This window comes from Nostoc sp. JL34, assembly GCF_017114945.1.
Lineage (GTDB): Bacteria > Cyanobacteriota > Cyanobacteriia > Cyanobacteriales > Nostocaceae > Nostoc.
This window is the reverse complement of record NZ_JABXKQ010000140.1, coordinates 1-14779: the sequence shown is the minus strand read 5'-3', so window position 1 is coordinate 14779 and position 14779 is coordinate 1. Positions and strand designations below refer to the sequence as shown.

General features: G+C 43.6%; 15 protein-coding genes. 10 read left to right on the top strand and 5 right to left on the bottom strand.

What is annotated here, in order from left to right:
• Positions 1-5 precede the first annotated feature (5 nt).
• Together HWQ44_RS25655 and HWQ44_RS25650 are read right to left on the bottom strand one after the other, a co-directional pair.
• Entirely contained in the window at positions 6-1535 is a 1530-nt protein-coding gene (locus HWQ44_RS25655) for an ATP-binding protein (RefSeq protein WP_292724584.1), read from the bottom strand.
• Positions 1532-2215 carry a response regulator transcription factor gene (locus HWQ44_RS25650; RefSeq protein ID WP_292724583.1) on the bottom strand — a complete coding sequence of 228 codons (684 nt, stop codon included), beginning with the start codon at positions 2213-2215 and terminating at the stop codon, positions 1532-1534. The genes HWQ44_RS25655 and HWQ44_RS25650 overlap by 4 nt, the downstream gene beginning before the upstream one ends.
• Before the next feature lie 149 nt (positions 2216-2364).
• On the opposite strand from HWQ44_RS25650, the gene HWQ44_RS25645 reads away from it, so the two are divergent.
• The 3 genes from HWQ44_RS25645 (at position 2365) to HWQ44_RS25635 (ending at position 6771) form a co-directional block, all read left to right on the top strand.
• Positions 2365-2631, top strand: coding sequence for a hypothetical protein (locus HWQ44_RS25645; RefSeq protein WP_292724581.1), 267 nt, complete (start codon positions 2365-2367; stop codon positions 2629-2631).
• Between the two features lie 145 nt (positions 2632-2776).
• Positions 2777-3415 carry a hypothetical protein gene (locus tag HWQ44_RS25640; RefSeq protein WP_292724580.1) on the top strand — a complete coding sequence of 213 codons (639 nt, stop codon included), beginning with the start codon at positions 2777-2779 and terminating at the stop codon, positions 3413-3415.
• Positions 3416-4191: 776 nt separating this feature from the next.
• Entirely contained in the window at positions 4192-6771 is a 2580-nt protein-coding gene (locus HWQ44_RS25635; RefSeq protein WP_292724578.1) for a GAF domain-containing protein, read from the top strand.
• A gap of 228 nt (positions 6772-6999) precedes the next feature.
• Here HWQ44_RS25635 and purN read toward each other — a convergent pair whose 3' ends face one another.
• Positions 7000-7662 (bottom strand): phosphoribosylglycinamide formyltransferase, encoded by a 663-nt coding sequence (purN, locus tag HWQ44_RS25630; protein WP_292724576.1) that lies wholly within the window; start codon positions 7660-7662, stop codon positions 7000-7002.
• A 76-nt stretch (positions 7663-7738) separates the two neighbouring features.
• On the opposite strand from purN, the gene HWQ44_RS25625 reads away from it, so the two are divergent.
• The 3 genes from HWQ44_RS25625 (at position 7739) to HWQ44_RS25615 (ending at position 10542) form a co-directional block, all read left to right on the top strand.
• Entirely contained in the window at positions 7739-7924 is a 186-nt protein-coding gene (locus HWQ44_RS25625) for a hypothetical protein (RefSeq protein WP_292724575.1), read from the top strand.
• 303 nt (positions 7925-8227) lie between these two features.
• A complete protein-coding gene (locus HWQ44_RS25620) occupies positions 8228-8542 on the top strand; it encodes a hypothetical protein (RefSeq protein ID WP_292724573.1) in 315 nt (104 codons plus the stop codon).
• A complete protein-coding gene (locus HWQ44_RS25615; RefSeq protein WP_292724571.1) occupies positions 8443-10542 on the top strand; it encodes an SUMF1/EgtB/PvdO family nonheme iron enzyme in 2100 nt (699 codons plus the stop codon). Before HWQ44_RS25620 ends, HWQ44_RS25615 begins: the two co-directional genes overlap by 100 nt.
• A 13-nt stretch (positions 10543-10555) precedes the next feature.
• On the opposite strand, the gene HWQ44_RS25610 is transcribed toward HWQ44_RS25615, so the two are convergent.
• The gene (locus HWQ44_RS25610) at positions 10556-10747 is read right to left on the bottom strand and encodes a hypothetical protein (protein WP_292724570.1); all 192 of its coding nucleotides are present in this window, start codon (positions 10745-10747) and stop codon (positions 10556-10558) included.
• Between the two features lie 386 nt (positions 10748-11133).
• Here HWQ44_RS25610 and HWQ44_RS25605 point away from each other — a divergent pair, with 386 nt between their 5' ends.
• From HWQ44_RS25605 to HWQ44_RS25595, 3 genes are all read left to right on the top strand, one after another.
• Complete coding sequence (locus tag HWQ44_RS25605; protein WP_292724569.1) at positions 11134-11358, top strand: ribbon-helix-helix domain-containing protein; 225 nt, start codon at positions 11134-11136, stop codon at positions 11356-11358.
• Entirely contained in the window at positions 11345-11683 is a 339-nt protein-coding gene (locus tag HWQ44_RS25600; RefSeq protein WP_292724568.1) for a type II toxin-antitoxin system PemK/MazF family toxin, read from the top strand. The genes HWQ44_RS25605 and HWQ44_RS25600 overlap by 14 nt, the downstream gene beginning before the upstream one ends.
• 153 nt (positions 11684-11836) lie before the next feature.
• Positions 11837-12724 carry a carbohydrate ABC transporter permease gene (locus HWQ44_RS25595; protein ID WP_292724566.1) on the top strand — a complete coding sequence of 296 codons (888 nt, stop codon included), beginning with the start codon at positions 11837-11839 and terminating at the stop codon, positions 12722-12724.
• Between the two features lie 70 nt (positions 12725-12794).
• Here the strand turns inward: HWQ44_RS25595 and HWQ44_RS25590 are convergent, their stop codons facing one another.
• The gene (locus HWQ44_RS25590) at positions 12795-13361 is read right to left on the bottom strand and encodes a thermonuclease family protein (RefSeq protein WP_292724564.1); all 567 of its coding nucleotides are present in this window, start codon (positions 13359-13361) and stop codon (positions 12795-12797) included.
• Positions 13362-13676: 315 nt separating this feature from the next.
• On the opposite strand from HWQ44_RS25590, the gene HWQ44_RS25585 reads away from it, so the two are divergent.
• Positions 13677-14420, top strand: coding sequence for a ferritin-like domain-containing protein (locus HWQ44_RS25585; protein WP_292724562.1), 744 nt, complete (start codon positions 13677-13679; stop codon positions 14418-14420).
• Positions 14421-14779 lie beyond the last annotated feature (359 nt).

The following is a 14779-nucleotide window of genomic DNA, read 5'->3' as shown; positions in this document are numbered from 1 at the left end:
CAAGCTCAATTATCTAACTTCATCGGTAAGGTGAGGGTGAACGCTGTTTGACCAGAAGATGTTGAGTCAAGGGTGAGATCGCCACGATGAGCGCGGGCAATTTCTCTAGCTAGGCTGAGTCCCAGTCCGATTCCTTCTATTTTGCGGTTCCGTGAGGGATCACCGCGATAAAAGCGGTCAAAAATGCGATCGCATTCACTCACTGGAATATCTTTTGATGCATTGATAATAGTGACGTGGAGAGTTGTGGGAGTTTGATGAGCGCGAATCTGTATCCAGCCGTTAGGAAGATTGTATTTGATGGCATTACTGAACAGGTTTTGCAAAACTTGAATCAGCAGATCGCGATCGCCTTTTACGTGCAACCCATCAGCAAAGTCAGTTTGCACAGTCAACAGGGGAGCTAGCATTTCCACATCTTCTAGCATCTCCATGAGCAACTCAGACATATCCACCTCAACTAGATACAAGCTCATTTTTCCGGCATCTGCTAGAGATAGCAACAAGAGTTTCCGCATAATTCCACTCAGGCGGCGCACCTCATCTAACAGGTTGCTTAAGCGCTGTTGTACTTCACTACCGGGATCAACCTGTTGTAGTGTTCGTTCCAATTCGCCTTGCAAAATAGTCAGTGGAGTTTTCAGTTCATGAGCGGCGTCACCACTAAAGCGGGAAGCTTGGGTAAAACTGCGTTCCAAGCGTGACAACATCAAGTTAAACACCTGAATCAATTCGACAAATTCCACATCAGTTGTGCCAATGGGAATCCGCTGATCTAGTCCTTTGACAGTCACCTGTTGAATTACGCCCGTTAATTGATGGATGGGACGCAAAGCACCACCAGAAACCAACCATGCTCCCACCGCAACCAGCAACAGCGCTCCTGGAATTGAAACCAGGAAGATATTGCCAATGGTAGCCATTTCTTGATCTACGGCTTGCAGGCTAACGGCAATGGCAATCTGAGCATTGGGAAATTTAGCTGCTCCAACCCGCCAGACTGCTGTTGCTGTCTGCTTAGTGATAAATTGAGGTGGGCGTGGACGAATCAGGGGTGGCCGCTCGAAGGATGGATTTGCATTGGAGGGTAAAGGTGGTGGTTCTCTCTTCGGAGACGGTGCTAGAGGTGCCAATTCAAGACACGCCAGTAACAGACGATTCACCTCAAGGTCGGCAGGTAGAGAGTTGGATTGATAAAGTATGTTGTTGTTTGTGTCCAGCACCAGCAGGGCGACGGGGGTTTTTGTATTGCTTCCGAAAGCATAAGATAAGGAATCTTCGTAAAACTGCCATCGCTCGCGTGAGCTTTCTTTACTCAATTCTCTTCTGGGAGATGCTGCACCTACGGGAGGTTCCTCTCGTGGAGGGAAGTTCGGAGTTGCCCGCATCAAGTGATTTAATAGTTCTGCATCCAGGCGGCTAATCTTAGCATTGTAAATCTGAAACCAGGAAACCGCACCAAATCCGACTAATGTGCTTCCGGCTAGAGCCGCAGACAACAGAGCAAGGCGGAGTCGAAACGAAGGGAGTTTCATGGTGAAGAATCTGGCTTGCGAAATCGATATCCAACCCCTCGAATGCTTTCAATCCAGACTGCTTCATCAATGGGGTCAATTTTTTTCCGAATTCGCTGGATACAAACATCCACGACGTTGGTGTTGGGGTTAAAGTCATAGCCCCAAACGTGTTCCAGAATTTGAGTACGGGTGAAAACCCGTCCAGGAGAGCGCATGAGATATTCTAAAAGATTAAACTCGCGGCTGGTGAGTTCTATCGCCCGGTGATTGCAAGTGACTTCTCTGGTGATGCGATCGAGTTTGATCGGCCCAACGCCAAGCTGATTTTGGCGTTCGCTGACACTCCGACGCACAACCGCATGAATTCTAGCCGCTAACTCTTCCACAAAAAACGGTTTAGCGATATAGTCATCCGCTCCCAAATTTAACCCTTGCAAGCGATCGTCTAGTTCATTCCGAGCCGTCAACAAAATCACCCGAGCATTTCGACCTTGCCGCCGCAATAGTTTTAGAATTGATAGTCCATCCTTTCCCGGCACCATAATGTCAAGTACAATCACATCATATTCGTTATCTAATGCCCGCAGATATCCGTCATCACCGTTATCGCAGTAGTCTACAACAAATCCCTGCTCCTTCAGTCCAGCCCGGACAAAGTTAGCAATTTTCGCTTCATCTTCGACAAACAGAACGTTCACAAGCTTTTATTAATTCATATATTCTTCTATTCTAAATTCATTATTTTTTATTCAAATTACAAAACTGTAATTTAGAGAATAGGCAAGCTGTAATTTTGAGGTGGCTCAATTAGAAATATGAACCCCCTACCTTTTGAAGGTTGATTTTTATGAATATTCGTCGAGTCTTAGCTGTAGCAGCGATTCCTTTTTTGATTGGTACATTCGGTTTTGTTGCACCCAATCAGGCAAATGCCGCTAATCCATCTCATCGGGACACACAGATTTCACAACAGCCGAAAAAACCAGAAGTATCTGATAAAAAACCACAAGTCAGGCATTCTCAACCCCGTCCCCACCAAAAAAAGCATTCTCCCCAACGTCCCCAAGTGCATAATCAGGGCGCGGTTCAAAACCGGGTAGAAAATAACCGTTAATTGAAGCACTCTGGTATTTCGCCTTGCCCTTAGCTGTGATATCACCAGAGGATTCCTGACTCAAATTACAAAACTGTAATTTACAAACAGGGCAAGCTGTCATTTTGAGAAGACTTAATTAGAAATATAAACCTTTGGAGATTTAATGATGAATATTCGTCGAGTATTATCCGTAGCAGCGATTCCCGTTCTGGTTGGCACATTTGGTTTTATTTCACTCAATCAAGCGAATGCTGCTAATCAATTCAATCAAATTGCACAGGCGCAACAACCGCCCAACCAACCATTAGAGAAACAGCCGCGTCCACCCCGACCTGATTTGAAAGCCGCAGCGACAAAGTTAGGAGTTACAGAAGCACAGTTAAAAGCGGCGTTAGGAGTTCCTGCCAATCCTCCAAATCCAGGCGATCGCAATCAACATCAACATCCACCCCGACCTGATTTTGCAGCTGCGGCGACAAAGTTAGGAGTTACAGAAGCACAGTTAAAGGCGGCGTTAGGAGTTCCTGCCAATCCTCCAAATCCAGGCGATCGCAATCAGCGTCCACCTCGACCTGATTTTGCAGCTGCGGCGACAAAGTTAGGAGTTACAGAAGCACAGTTAAAGGCGGCGTTAGGAGTTCCTGCCAATCCTCCAAATCCAGGCGATCGCAATCAGCGTCCACCTCGACCTGATTTGAAAGCGGCTGCGGCAAAGTTAGGTGTCACTGAACAACAGTTGATCGATGCACTAGGCGTTCCACCTCATCCTCCTGGCGCTGATCGCCCTAATGCCCCAAAATAGCTCAACATTAACTAGATTAAGGAAAAAATTAAATTATCCATTAATCATAGTAGTCTGTCCCAAAAGTTTTGAGAGGTTAGTGGTGTTCAGATCCCCGACTTCTTAAAGAAGTCGGGGATCTAGCAGCCCCTCAAAATCAATGGAACAGACTAGTAGTCGTCTGTCAAGTTTAAATTGATTGGTAAGCAAGTTCGTAGTCAGGACTAAAGCCCTTATTTTCTAAACACTTTAGTGCTGACTGCAAACCCTTAAAACTTGTTAGCAGCGTACGTTGGGCTTTAGCCTAATGCACCGTTTCCGCAATATTGTGACGTTAAACTTGCCGTAACGCACCCTTGTATCTCAGAAGACTCGCAGGTTATTTAATATCGCCTTGACAAAAATCTTATGTTCTACTTAGTTGCGATCGCAATTGTCATGACAAGCAATTTTTATCTCACTGTTACAAAGGTAAATACAACACAACTCCCTTCCACTGTGCTTGCTTACTATTGTTAAAAAAGAAAGATTGTTTGACTGTTTTGCCATAAAATCGCAACATCTGATGAGAAAATAAGACATTCAAACAAAGCGATCGCTATTTCATTGTTAACAAGCCCGTTAATCAGACCTGATTTTTTGAGGTCAAAGAGAACAAAAGCATTATGGGAGATGACGGAGAAAGTTAGTGTCTCAAAATACTCCTAAAAGCCAGTCCTAATTTTAGGAGTATTTTGTAGAATTTGTTGGTGAGGTTATTTACTTGATTTTCAATTGCAGCAATCCAGGTTTCATTTATGAGTCAGTCTTTTTCTCAAAACCAAGCAAGACGAAATCGTAAACAAAGACTGTGGCAGCAAAAATGGAATTTAAAGACTAAAGCGATTGTTTGGGCACTAAGCATTAGCGTCCTTCCTGTGGTTGCAATTGGAACAGGTACTTACTACTATGGCATTAATTTAATTACCAAACATCCGCAAGTTAGACAAGAGAGTGCGAAAAGTTCCAGAGAAAGTGAACTTGCTTTACAGAGACAACTTTCACTCTTGTTAACTGGTACGGGGGTAACAGCAATTTTGGCAGGTGCGATCGCTGTTTTTGTGACGAATCGAGTTATGAGTCGAGTCAGTAAGGCAGCTACAATCTCTAATAATATCAAAAAAAAGCTCCGTCCAGATAGTGAGTTTACTCAAGTTTTCATCGCTAGCCAAGATGAATTAGTGATGTTAGAGAGAAACATCAGCTTATTCACAGACCTACTTTCGGTTTTGGTACAAGAGAAAGAAGCCGAAACTGATTACTCTCAGTTATTGATAAAAATTACCTGCTGGATTCGAGAATCATTCAATGAAGAAGATGTTCTCAAAACTACCTCAGAAGAAATTCGCAGAGCTTTAAGTATTGATCGCGTAACTATTTTTTGCTTCAACTCCAACTGTAATGGAACCTTTATAGCCGAATCAGTAGCACCTGGTTTACCGAAAATATTAGGGGTTACAGTCTCTGAACCTGGGTTCGAGGCAGGGTATATGGAAAAATACCAGAATGGTTGCATTCGTGCTAGTGATGATATCCATCAAGCCGATCTCAGTGATGGTGATATTGAGTTACTGGAGCAATTTGCTGTCAAATCCAATCTAGTAGCACCTATTCTCAAAGGCAAACAACTATTTGGTTTATTGATTGCACATCAGTGTTCTAGACTTCGCTTTTGGCAGCAGTCTGAGATTGATTTGTTCGCTCAGATAGCCATGCAAGTAGGATTTGCCCTTGACTACACCAAGCTTCTAGAACAGGTAGATACCAAGGCAGATAAAGCTCAGGTATTTATAGAAATTACCCGCAGCATTCGCCAATCGCTCAACGAAGAGGATGTCATCAAAACCACTGTGGCAGAGGTTCGCAAAGCACTGAGTACTGACCGAGTGCTGGTTTATAGCTTTAATACTGATTGGTCTGGAATTATCATTGCCGAATCAGTAGTTCCAGGTTATCCCAAAGTTTTGCGGTCTGAAATCCGAGACATTTGTTTCAGTCAGGGTTATGTAGAAAAGTATCAGTCTGGTCGCGTTGTAGCCACAAACAACATTTATGAGTCCGGTTTGACTGATTGTCACATTAGCCTGCTGGAATCCTTTGCTGTCAAAGCAAATTTGGTAGCCCCTATTCTCAAAGATAAACAGCTGTTTGGTTTATTAATTGCACATCAATGTTCCAGACCCCGTGATTGGCAACAGCCTGAGATTGATTTTTTTGCCCAGATAGCGATGCAAGTGGGATTTGCTCTCGACCACGCAAGACTCCTGCAACGAATCGAGGCTGAAGGTGTGCAAAGTCGGTTGCTGGCGGATACTATCGGCAGCATTCGCCAATCGCTCAATGAAGAAGATGTCCTCAAAATCACTGTAGAAGAGGTGCGGAAAGTACTGAGTACTGACCGAGTGATGGTTTATAGCTTTGATGCTAATTGGTCTGGAATTGTGATTGCTGAATCAGTTGTTCTCACCTACCCAAAAGTTTTGCGATCTGAAATCCAAGACCCATGTTTTGGTCAAGGCTATGTAGAAGAATATCAGTCTGGTCGCGTTCTCGCAATCAACAACATTTATGAAGCAGGTTTAGCTGACTGTCACATTAGCTTACTCGAATCCTTTGCTGTCAAAGCCAATTTAGTAGCCCCCATTCTTAAAGATAAACAGCTATTTGGCTTATTAATTGCACATCAATGCTCCAGACCCCGTGATTGGCAACAATCTGAGATTGATTTATTTGGCCAGATAGCGATTCAAGTAGGATTTGCTCTCGACCATGCAAGACTCCTGCAACGAATCGAAGCTGAAAGGATACGAAGTCAGTTGCTAGTAGATATTATCCGCAGCATTCGCCAATCGCTCAAGGAAGAGGATGTCATCAAAATCACCGTGGAAGAGGTTCGCAAAGCACTAAGTACTGAGCGAGTGCTGGTTTATAGCTTTTACGCTAATTGGTTCGGAATTATAATTGCCGAATCAGTGGTTCCAGGCTATCCCAAAGTTTTGCGGTCTAAAATCCACGATCCCTGTTTCACTCAAGGCTATGTAGAAAAGTACCAGTCTGGTCGCGTTGTCGCAATCAACAACATTTATGAGTCCGGTTTGGCTGATTGTCACATTAAACTGCTCGAATCATTTGGTGTGAAAGCAAATTTAGTAGCACCCATTATTAAAGATGAGCAGCTATTTGGCTTGTTAATTGCACATCAGTGTTCTGAACCCCGTGATTGGCAACAGCCTGAGATTGATTTATTTGCCCAGATAGCGATGCAAGTAGGATTTACTCTCGATCATGCTCGGCTCCTACAAGCGTATCAAGCTGCCGAAGCTAACTCTCGTGAATAACTATTATATCGTGTCCGGTTCAGGACTTATCATTAACACGGCAGGGGGCAGGGGGCAGGGAGCAGGGGGAAAGAGGGTTTCCTGGTTTTTGCACAGATGCGGGAATTATAACTAATTAGGCGGACATGATTTTACAACCCGCAGATCCCCGATAACTTTTATGAAGTCGAGGATCTCTACATTAGCGAGGTGATGACAAATTAGCAAGGAACAACAAACTATGTATTTTTACGATCGGCTTAGTGTGACTTTTGACGAAGAAGCTGCCAGAGCGATCGCTAATGGTAAAATTCGATGTTCTTGAATTTGAATCCGGGCGTGGAGTGTTTCTGCTGTATCATCTGGCAGTACTGGGACTGCGGCTTGCATTAGTATTGGGCCACTGTCCATTTCTAAACAAGCTATATGCACTGTACAACCAGTGATTTTTACCCCAGATGCCAAGGCTTGTTCTACAGCACGGATTCCTTTGAAACTAGGTAACAAACTAGGATGGATATTAATAATCCTCTCAGGAAAGGCATCGATGAAAACTGATGTTAACAATCGCATCCAACCTGCCAAAATCACCCATTCCACATCGTAATGCCGCAATGTCTGCACAATTTCCCGATCAAACTCTTCTCGGCTTTGATAATTGCGGTGATTTAATAAAACAGTTTCTACACCTCTATTAGCTGCTCTTACAGCTGCTTTCGCCGAAGGGTTATTGTAAATTAAAACTTGAATTTGGGCATTTAGCCGCCCATCTTGGATAGCTTGGGCAACTACATCAAAATTACTGCCATTCCCAGAAGCCATAATTCCCAGTTTTAAGGGGGCGACTTGTTGACAAACATCGCTAGTGCTAGGAGAAATCAAGCTCAGGGTCGAATCAGGGCGGAGGGTCATAACAGCTAAGAGGGAAAATTATAGATGCCAAAAAGATATAATCCGTACACTTTTGTGTAAAAGCGTAGCTTGTTTAATGCAAGGGGACGCATTAATATTGTTACCCAATGCATTGGCATTGTTACCCGATGCATTGGCATTGTCAACCGATGCATTGGCATTGTTACCCGATGCATTGGCATTGTTTCTCGATGCATTGGCATTGTTACCCGATGTATTGCCATTGTCAGCCGATGCATTGGCATTATCAGCCCATGCATAAACATTGCAGGGTATTGCCAAATACTACTTTGCTATGAATTAATGAAATGCTCTACTAAGTCGTGGTTAGATACTGATACAGTAGCTGCCTGGATTTTTCTTACCTATTTAGGTAAGATTTATACTTTAATTCAGCAATGTCTTTTCCCATGTTGCGATGTCTACGATGGGCTACGCCTACGCTTGATTAAATTTTGCTCATAACTAGTCCAATTGATATAAGTGATATTCTAAAACTTGGTATGAGCGAAACAACACAGAGATTAAAGTCGCATAGGATTTGATCGCAGCATAGGTGAGTTAAATGGCAAAGGTCGCATTGCTGATTGGGGTCAGTGAGTATGAGCCAGGGCTGAATCCGTTGCCCAGTGCAGTCAGAGATGTGGAAGCAGTGTGTGAGGTGTTGCTGCATCCAGAAATGGGCGGATTTGCTGCGTCAGATATTATCCTGCTAAAAAATCGTGAGCGACAAGTTGTAGAAATGGCGATCTGCTGTTTTCCAGTCGGCACAAGGATGATTTGCTGCTGCTATACTTTTCGGGACACGGAATCAAAGACGATCGCGGTAAGCTGTATCTGGCGACTCGGAACACCAGTAAGACGCAGCAGGGCGAATTGATTCGCTCAACCTCAGTGTCTGCCAATTTTATCCACGATCGCATGAGCGAAAGCCGCTCCCGGCGGCAGGTGGTGATCCTGGATAGCTGCTTTAGTGGTGCGTTTGCTGAGGGGATGCCTGCCAAAGATGACGGCACGATTGACATCCGGCAGCAATTAGGCGGTGAAGGACGAGTCGTATTGACTTCTTCTAGTTCGACTCAATATTCTTTTGAACAAAAGGGGCAAGATTTATCGATTTACACTCGTTTTTTGATTGAAGGTATCAAGTCGGGAGAGGCCGATCGCGATCGCGATGGGTTTATCTCAACCGATGAACTCCATGAGTACGCCAAGGAGAAGGTGCGAGAACTTCAACCTCAGATGAAGCCGGAAATCTATGCAATTCGAGAAGGCTATAAAATTCTACTGACAAAGGTGGCTCCAGGTGATCCCAGGCAGCAATACCGTAAAGAGGTAGCGCTATTTATTCGTCGAGACAAAATTTCCCGTGTTGGTCGTCACACATTGGATATACTGAGGACTCGCTTGAGATTGGATACAACTGAAGCGAAGGCGATTGAAGATGAGGTGTTAGAACCGTACCGCAAGGAGTTCCGCGAAAAACTCCAGGAGTATCAGCAGGTGTTCGCTGAACTACTGGAGCGAGATGAGACGATTACAGATGGCGATCGCCACGATCTGCAAATTCTCCAGCAACGTTTGGGGCTGCGGGATGAGGACACCATGCCGATTGAGGCACTAGTGACTGCACAGTTTAAGACACATCAGCAAAACCTGGAAACATATCAGCAAGCCTTTACCACGGCACTGCGACAGGAGTTTCCGTTGAGTGCAGCAAGCCGCGATCACTTACGGCAAATCCAGTCGCAATTAGAGCTTGCGAATGGGGATATTGCCGCGATTGAATCTCAGATTACGGCTGAGGTAGAGGCATATCACCAGAAACTCCAGGACTACCAACGGCTGTTTTTTACTGCCACGCAGCAGGAATATCCTCTCAGCGAGGCAACCCGAAATAATTTACGCCAACAGCAGCAACGCTTGGGACTAACAGATGTAGATGTTGCACCAATTGAAGCGCAAATCACAACCCAAATTGAAAGCTATCATCAAAAACTCCAGCAATACGAGCAGGCGTTTGTGAAGGCGACGCAGCGCCAGCATTATCCAGATGAGGTGACGCGAAAGCAGTTGCAGCAAACCTGGCAGACGTTGGGGTTGAGAGAAGGGGATGTGGGTGCGATCGAGAGACGGATTGATGCAGAAACATCTGCGATCAAAGCAATTATTATTCAATCATCTTCAGAAGCAGAATACCGGAAAGAGCAAGAGACAATCAGACAGGAACCACCAATTCAGCAGTCAAGCCCTGTTCAACCCACTCAACCGCCTCAAGATCGAATAACTCGACAAACGTTTTTGAAGTGGGCTGGCTTGGGAAGTGTAGGCTTGGTGACAGGAGTAGCAGGTCTTGAATTTTTTAAGGGTCAATCACCCAAATATATTACTGTTAAGTTTGAAACGGTAAGCGTAGATCAAAAGGGACAGGTAATTAAACGAGATTCTAACAAGCAAGCTAAGTTATTTAAAGAGGACTTAGGCAATGGCATAACTTTAGATATGGTTGAGATTCCTGGAGGCTCTTTTAATATGGGTTCGCCATTTGGTGAAAATGGTCGAACCCAAAGTGAAGAACCACAGCACGCTGTAAATGTGCCTGCTTTTTTTATGGGCAAGTTTGAAGTAACTCAGGAACAGTACCAGCAAATAATGGGTAGCAATCCGTCGTTCTTCAAGGGAGCAAAACGTCCTGTACAAGGAGTGTCCTGGAATGATGCAGTAGAATTTTGCAGAAAGCTGAGTCAAAAGACTGGGCGCGAATATCGCCTACCTAGTGAAGCAAAGTGGGAATACGCCTGTCGTGCAGGAACAACGACACCATTTCACTTCGGCGAACCCAGCAGGGCTGAGTTAATCAGAGACTTAGCAAAAGTATGAATAATCTTAGGTATTAAACAGCAACTGATGGGTCTTTACGTGGTCGTGTTACTGTTTTTTTAACAATGGGATAACGGTTTTTACGGCTACGTTTTTTTCCTAGTTTCCAACCAGGGGACTTTCCGCGAGGTTTGGGTGGACGGGTAGGAGTACCAATCGCCGCAAAAACTCCTCCCATAGCTTGAGCGACTCGTCCAGGGGTCAATTAGTCAAAAGACTTCTGCCAGAACAGAAATACTACACAATAATTGTTAAAGTTCAGGATGCTTTAAGGCTGACAAGATAATATTTTTAACCTCTAATTCCTTTTGATTTGCGTTCTCTCTTATCGCTTTTAGTCTAAACTCCAGTAGTAAGCTAGGATATTAGTACGAATTATTTTTACTACTAATTGGTAAGAAGATGAATGTGGAAAAACTCTTTATTTCCTTGCCAATGTTTAAGTAAAGACTCCAACTAGAGATAATTATGAACCAAGAGTTTACCCAAGCGATGCCTCAGAAGTTCAGCTATTCCACAGCATCGATTTACTGACTTGAGATTAAGTTATAATATTAGTACGAATTATTTTTACTACTAATTGGTAGGAAGATGAATGTAGAAAAACTCTCTATTTCCTTGCCACCGTCCTTAGTGGAGTTTGTCGAAAACTACAAGCGGAATAAAGGTTGTAAATCTCGTTCTCAAGTAATTGAAGAAGCATTAGAATTGCTGCGAAACCGAGAATTAGAGGCAGCTTACCGAGAAGCGTCTGCTGAAGTTGATAGCGATTGGGATCTGACAGTGGCAGATGGTTTAACAGATGAAACGTGGTGATATTTATTACGCAAATCTTAGTCCGGTGATGGGTTCAGAAATGGGTAAACGTCGTCCAGTGCTAATTGTCAGCAATAATATAAGTAATAGTGCTGCTAACACCGTAACAATTTTACCGCTTACTTCTAATGTGAGCCGTGTTTATCCCTTTGAAGTTCTGCTTAATCCAGAGATTAGTGGTTTAACGAAGCCTTCTAAAGTACAGGCGCAGCAAGTGCGAACAATTTCTAAGCAACGAATTACTAGTGAAGTATTAGGTAGTTTAAACGAAGAGATGATGGTACTAATTGATGCAGCGTTGAAATTGCATTTGGGATTGGTTTGAGTTTGCAGAAAAATAGCGATGTTTAAGTAAAGACTCCAACTAGAAATCATTATGAACCAAGAGCTTACCCAAGCGATCGCTAATGCTAGGAGAAACCAAGCTAAGGGTAGAATCAGGGCGGAGGGTCATAACAGCTAAAAGAAAAAATTATAGATGTCAAAAAAAATATATACTACTAAGTCGTGGTTGGACAATGATACAGCAGCAGCATGGATTTTTCTCACACCAGCACTAACTTTACTGGGTGTTTTTATCATTTGGCCGATCGCCTATTTGTTTTATCTCAGTTTCACCGCCGGTAGTTTCACCTTAAAAGGTACTTATTGGATAGGCTTAAAAAACTATTGGCGCTTGCTACTCGACCCCGACTTCTGGCAAGTTCTGGGTAACACTTTTTATTTTACTATTGCCACTATCATTCCCAGTTTAGTTATCTCCTTGGGATTGGCAGTGTTATTAAACCGCTCCATTCCCTTGCGGGGCATCCTACGAAGTGCCTATTTTTTGCCTTCAATTATCTCACTTGTGGCAGCCGGTTTGGGATTTCGCTGGCTGTTTCAGACATCAGGGCCAGTTAACGGACTTTTAGATTTTTTTGGCATTCCAGCCATACCCTGGCTAGGAGACACATTTTGGGCAATGCCAGTAATTATTTTAATGAGTATTTGGAAACAACTGGGTTTCAATATGGTAGTTTTTTTAGCAGGGTTGCAAGCAATTCCTCCCAGTCGTTATGAAGCAGCGGATTTGGATGGAGCAAATGCTTGGCAACAATTTTGGTATATTACTCTGCCTGGATTGCGCCCGACTGTGATATTTGCAATCATTACTACCGCGATTTTTACATTGCGGAGTTTTGAGCAAGTTTATGTGATGACTGGCGGAGGGCCACTAAATTCGACAAATTTGCTGGTTTACTACATTTACCAAGAGGCTTTTGGTCAATTTGATTTTGGTTATGCAGCCGCAGCTGCGACGGTGTTACTAGGAGTGACACTAGTACTGGTTTATTTGCAACTGCAAACTTGGGGAGAAGAGTAGGGGAGGTAGGAGGGGAATTTTGGAAGTTGCTAAACCATCCCGCAAATATGCAAGGACGAGTTTTCAAGTTTTACTTTTTATATAGGCTGCGATATTCCCAAGGATTCACAAATTTAGTATCACTCCAAACACCAAGGCGTTGCTCCTTGGCTTCAGCTTCGGCTTGTTGAACTAAGTTTTTACTAGGACATTTGTTTAAATAGGGACGATACACTTTTGCTAAACCTTCTTGCAACAATACCTGTTGTACAAAAGTGCCATTTTTTAAACGGACTTCGGCAATTTGGCGTCCATAGCGATCGCTATCGGTGATATTCAAAGTCACGCGATCGCCTCCTTGTTGCACCAGTTGTTGCACCCGTTCTCGTGCTTTCACACCCCAAGTAAATTGATTGCGATCGCTAATGCGTTTACTCTGCTTTTCTTTGTTAGTATGAGCGATTTCTGGCGCATCTACACAAGCAAAGCGCACAGTCAGATTTTTACCGTTAGTATCTTTAACTACTAAAGTATCGCCATCACTGACTCGCTCAACTGCGTCTCCAGAAGTACCGATAAAGCGATCGCACCCGATCAAACCCAAAATTATGATCGTTGCACAAAGCCAAAATCGCACTGGTTTAGTTAATTTCTCCATCCAAACTTACCTGCATTACCTCTGTGGGATGATACTAGCAAAATGAAAAGATATATTTGTTAACCGTTGACATAATTGCCACAAGCAATTCAAAATCCAAAATCGGGCATTGCATATTTGGAAGTTGTTAAGTCAACTTCCAAAATTCCCCCCCGCCTCCCCTACTTCCCCTACTTCCCCTGTGCCCTGCCCCCTGCCCCCTACCTCCCACTTTTCTGCAACGCCCAAAATGGTAAGACCTTCTGGCGGCAACCAAATAGAAAATACGCATTAGTATAAGAATTGTAACCTTCCAATTGTCAGCGGGAATTTCTGATGAACTTCTTGACTCACGTTCTGCATCTAGCTAGTTCAGGTGTTTTTGCCTATTACTCTGCTGCTCAAATTCGTGATTCTAAAACCCGCCCCAACATCCTTGCGGGGTTTCAGTTGGCAGAATCTGGCTCGGTGCCATTTTTATCCGCACTTAGTGATCGCGCAGCTGCTGAAGGCGATACATGGTTAGCCGAAAAACTAGCAAAACACGCATCAGATGAAACTAGGCATGGTCAAGTTTTTGCCCACGCCTTACAACAGTTGAATAAACAAGTTATAGATTTTAAGCGTCAACCCCAAACTACATCCACAAAAAAATCACCACAGCGTAGTCCCTTTTTCGCAGCATTCTTTGAGGGCTACCCTCCAGAACATCTCAAACCTGCTGTGATTGATTGGGATGTGTTTATGGCTAGCACATACATTCTGGAGTTAGATGCTAGCAAAGACTTTGCACGAATGGCGAAAGTATTACCTGATAACGAGCCAACCGCTCGGAACTTGAAGTTAGGAATGCTGAGTATTGCCCAAGATGAAACCGGACATGCTGCTTATCTCTACGAAGCGATGATGCGACGGATGTCTGCGACTAAAGTGCAAAACCTCGTAGATATGTGGCGAACCCGCAAGGTAAACGCTTTGTTGGCAATGGTTGGCGGTATCCTCCAGCGTAATGGCGAAACGCGATCGCTAGTCCAGGATAGCGCGCCGTCGGAAATTGATTCTGAGTTGGTAGCTACATAATTATAGATATCTTGAGTATCTAATCATGAACTACCCTTGGCCCAAACTTTCCTTAGCCAGGGGTTTCTATATTCAATAGCATAACTTGAGACAACTGAAACATTTATTTATGTTGCGATGATTCGAGTAATTAAAATTACATATCTAGAACTTCTCAGAGATCCTTAAGAGCGATCGCAATGTAAGGATGTTAAATAAGATTTGTTATGTAATTTTTCAATATAGCAGGCAGTTCTTCCTTGCTTATTTCATGATGCTGCAAGTCTCTTGTAAACTGGTTCCCATTTTTTCATTGTTGATAGGAACTGGAGTTTAGACTAAGCTATGCAAAACGACTCAGCAGGGCTGAGTTAATCAGA